Genomic DNA, 3,677 nt, shown 5'->3' on the forward strand with positions numbered 1-3,677 from the left:
GGTCGATGAGGCGGAAGGCCTCGTCGCAGGCGCCCCGGTTCACCGCCCGCATCACGGCCGTCGCCGTCGCATGGCCGTGGCCCGGCACCAGCGCCAGGAACGCGGCCAGGGCCAGGGCGTGCCCCGGGGTGTACGCGCGGTAGCCGTTCTCGCCGCGGGCGGCGGGCGGGAGGACGCCGGCCTCCTCGTAGTTCCTGACCGCCTGTGTGGACAGACCGTGGGCCCGCGCCAGATCGACCGGCCGGAGCTTCCTGCCCGTTTGAAGGTTTTCTTCCATCTGGCCGACAATATCGCGGCTCCATCGCGCAAAAGTCTCCACCGAATGTTCAACGATAGCGTTGAACGCATGCCGATCGACATCAAGGACACCACCCGTACGCTCGACGCCGCCGGCCTGATGGAACTGCTCGGGACCCGGCCCCGGGTGCTCGCCCTGGGCGAGCCCACCCACGGCGAGGACACCCTCCTCGACCTGCGAAACGACCTCTTCCGGCAGCTCATCCAGGAGGAGGGCTACCGGACGGTCGCGATCGAGAGCGACTGCCTGCGCGGCCTGGTCGTGGACGAGTACCTCGCCACGGGCGAGGGCACCCTCGACGCGGTCATGGAACAGGGCTTCAGCCACGGTCTGGGCGCCTCGGCCGCCAACCGCGAGCTCGTCCGCTGGATGCGGGAGTACAACGCCGCCCGGCCCGCCGCCGACCGGCTCCGCTTCGCCGGCTTCGACGGCCCGCTGGAGATCGCCGGGGCCGAGAGCCCCCGGCAGGCCCTCACCGCCCTCCACGGCCTGCTCGCGGCATCGGTCGACCCGGCACTGCTCCCCTGCGACGCCGGCACGCTCGACGGCCTGCTCGGCGCCGACGGCCCGTGGACCGACGAAGGGGTGATGTGGGACCCGGCGCTGTCCGTCGGGCGCTCCGCCGGGGCCAGGGAGCTGCGGCTGCTCGCCGGCGAGCTGGTGGAGCTGCTCGACGAGCACGCCCCGCAGCTGATCTCGGAGACGTCGAGGGAGGACTGGGAACGGGCACGCCTCTACGGGCGCACCGCCACCGGCCTGCTGCACTACCACCACGGGACGGCGGACCGGTCGGCGTCCCGCTGGTCCCGGCTGTCGGGCGTGCGCGACCGGATGATGGCCGACAACCTCCTCGCCCTCGCCGAGCGCGGCCCGGTCCTGGTCTTCGCACACAACGCCCACCTCCAGCGGGAGCGGAGCAGCATGCGGATGGGCGGGACACCGCTGGAGTGGTGGAGCGCCGGGGCGCTGGTGAACGCCCGTCTCGGCGGGGAGTACGCCTTCGTGTCCACGGCCGTCGGCACGATCCGCCACCACGGGGTGGACACCCCGCCCCCGGACACGGTCGAAGGGCTGCTGCACGCGCTGCCGGAGGACCGCTGCCTCGTCGACGCCCGCAGGCTGGCCGCCGCTCTCGGCGGTACGCCTCCCGCACGGCGCGTCTCGCCCTGGTTCGGCTACGCCCCGCTGGACCCGGCCCACCTGGCGGCGAGCGACGGGCTCGTGTACGTACGGGACCTCCCGCCGGAGGCGGAGCTCCGGCGGGAGGTCGGACGGCCGGGCCGCTAGTACCCGGGCTGGTTCTGGTTCTGGTTCTGCTGCTGGTTGTCGTTCTGCTGGTTGTCGTTCTGCTGGTTCTGGTCAGGGGCGGGTGGTTCGGCGGGCCGTTCGGTGGGCGCCGGGGCCTGGGTGGGCGGCGGTGGCTGGGTCGCCGGCCGTTCCGTGACCGGAGGCGGGGTGGCCGGTGCCGGGGTCCGCGCCGGCGTGGGCACGGGCGGCAGCACGGGCATCTCGGTGTGCGTCGGGGTGGGTGTCGGCGCCGGGGTTTGGTCGGGGTCGGCGTCGGCGTCGGCGTGGGGTAGGGGTGGGGTCACCGGGGATTCGGTGGTGGTGGCCGGCGTGGGCACGGGCGGCAGCACGGGTATCCCGGTGGCCGACGGGGAGGTGGTGGGGGTGGGCGTGGCCGGGGTCTCGGTCGCCCCGGTCGGGGTGCCCGTGGGCGTCTTCGCACCCGGGGTCCGGGTCGCCGGGGACTCGGTGCCGGACGGGGTGGTGCCCGGCGACTTCGTTCCGGGGGACTCGGTGCTCGGCGGCCTGGTGCCGGGGGACTGGGTTCCGGGTGTCTGTGTCCCGGGCGTCTCTGTCCCGGGCGTCTGCGTTCCGGGCGTGTGCGTCCCGGGCGTCGGGGTCCCCGGGGTGTACGTCACCGGAGGGGACGGCGGGCTCGTGGGCCAGTGCCGGGGCGGGGGCGGAGCCGGCTTGTCGTGGTGGACCCGGTCACCCCTGTACCGGTGGACCCACTGCTTGTCCCCGGAGTCGTAGATGACGAAGACGTTGATCACCGTGGTGGAGCGGTTGACCACCACGACGTTCTGCGGCTGGTACCCGGGCCAGCTGGGCCCCTTCTGCCGCGGGGTCCCCTGCTGCGGGACCACCCGGCTCAGCGGATTGCCGCAGGCGCACCGCACCTTCGGCTCTCCGTACTTGTCCACCAGCACGGCCGTGCCGGCCTGCAGTACGGACTGGTAGCTCGTGGCGACGCCGTCGCGGTAGCCGTGGTTGGTGACGCGGGTGTCCGAACGCAGCTGCACGGGGGTCAGCGAGCGCAGATAGCTAGGGACCGAGGACTCCTGGACGCCCACGACGGAGGCGAAGGCGCGGTTCCTGGCGGGGTCGGCGGACAGGTAGCGGATCTGCTTGTCCACGTCGCAGCTGGCGGTGTTGCGGCTGCCGCCGTAGAGGCCCGGCTCCGATCCCGCCACGCTGGCGATGGTGGCCCGCTTGGTGGGAGCCGCGCTGGGGGCGGCCGCGGGCAGGGCGGTGGTGGTGTTCGCGGTCGACGGGGTGTAGGGGTCCATGCCCGCGTCGTCCGTGGGCTGGAGGATCACCTCGCCGGCCGAGGCGGTCTGGCCGCCGGGGCGGCCGAGGACGACGGCCAGGACCACGGCGACGACGACCGCGGCGGTGATCGCCGCGATCCGCGGCACGGACCGCCACCAGGGGCGGTGGCCGTCCCCGCCGGACGGAGGCTTCGGCCCGCCGGATCCGGGGCCCCCGGGGCCGGACGGCGGGCCCCCGCCCGAGGGCGGGGGCGGCGGAGGGGGCCCGCCCTGGTCCTGTGACGGGCGCCCGGAGAGGGGGCCGGAAGGCGGGCCGGTGGGACGCTCTGACAGCGGTTCGGAACTCACATTCCCCTCCCACCGGGCGGGTGCAGGAAGGCGAAACTCGAATGCTGTGCATGTTTTATGCAATTTCATTCGGGTTTCACACCGTTAGCGCCCATTGTGTGCCCGGGCCCCGTGGGGTCCGCAAGCCGAACGGCCTAAGCCGGCCCACGCCGACCCGTGTCGGCCCCCTGTCGTCCGGTGCCCGGGACGCCTACGCCCAGGACGCGGCCACCAGCGACCGCCGCGCCGCCGTCAGATGCGCGGAGGCCGCCAGCCAGGCCCACGCGTACCCGTCGGCCGAGGGGTCGGTGAGCCGGCCGAAGGCGTCCCGGGGCCGCCGGTCCGCCTCCGTGACCAGGGCGGCGGCCAGACCTGCCGCCGCCGCGAACCCCGCCCGGCGCAGCGGCCCGTACCCGGCCTCCCGCCCGGACGCCCGGGCCGATTCCGCCACCGCCCGGCGGCCGCCCGCCCCCCCGGCCCGCCGCAATCCCGAC

At 74.7% G+C, this 3,677-nt stretch carries 2 protein-coding genes and 2 pseudogenes; 1 reads left to right on the top strand and 3 read right to left on the bottom strand.

Annotation, left to right across the window (positions count from 1 at the left end):
* The coding region (locus VR44_RS37395) for a MerR family DNA-binding transcriptional regulator (protein WP_045952124.1) at window positions 1-277 on the bottom strand (277 nt) is incomplete at its 3' end.
* Between the two features lie 69 nt (window positions 278-346).
* On the opposite strand from VR44_RS37395, the gene VR44_RS37400 reads away from it, so the two are divergent.
* The gene (locus VR44_RS37400) at window positions 347-1,585 is read left to right on the top strand and encodes an erythromycin esterase family protein (protein WP_045952125.1); all 1,239 of its coding nucleotides are present in this window, start codon (window positions 347-349) and stop codon (window positions 1,583-1,585) included.
* 380 nt (window positions 1,586-1,965) lie between these two features.
* Here VR44_RS37400 and VR44_RS37405 read toward each other — a convergent pair.
* Window positions 1,966-3,204, bottom strand: a pseudogene (locus VR44_RS37405) (DUF6777 domain-containing protein); the annotation flags it as partial.
* A gap of 190 nt (window positions 3,205-3,394) precedes the next feature.
* A pseudogene (locus tag VR44_RS37410) lies at window positions 3,395-3,677 on the bottom strand (hypothetical protein); the annotation flags it as partial.

Source organism: Streptomyces katrae (genome assembly GCF_000966975.1).
In the GTDB taxonomy this organism is placed as follows: Bacteria; Actinomycetota; Actinomycetes; order Streptomycetales; family Streptomycetaceae; genus Streptomyces; species Streptomyces katrae.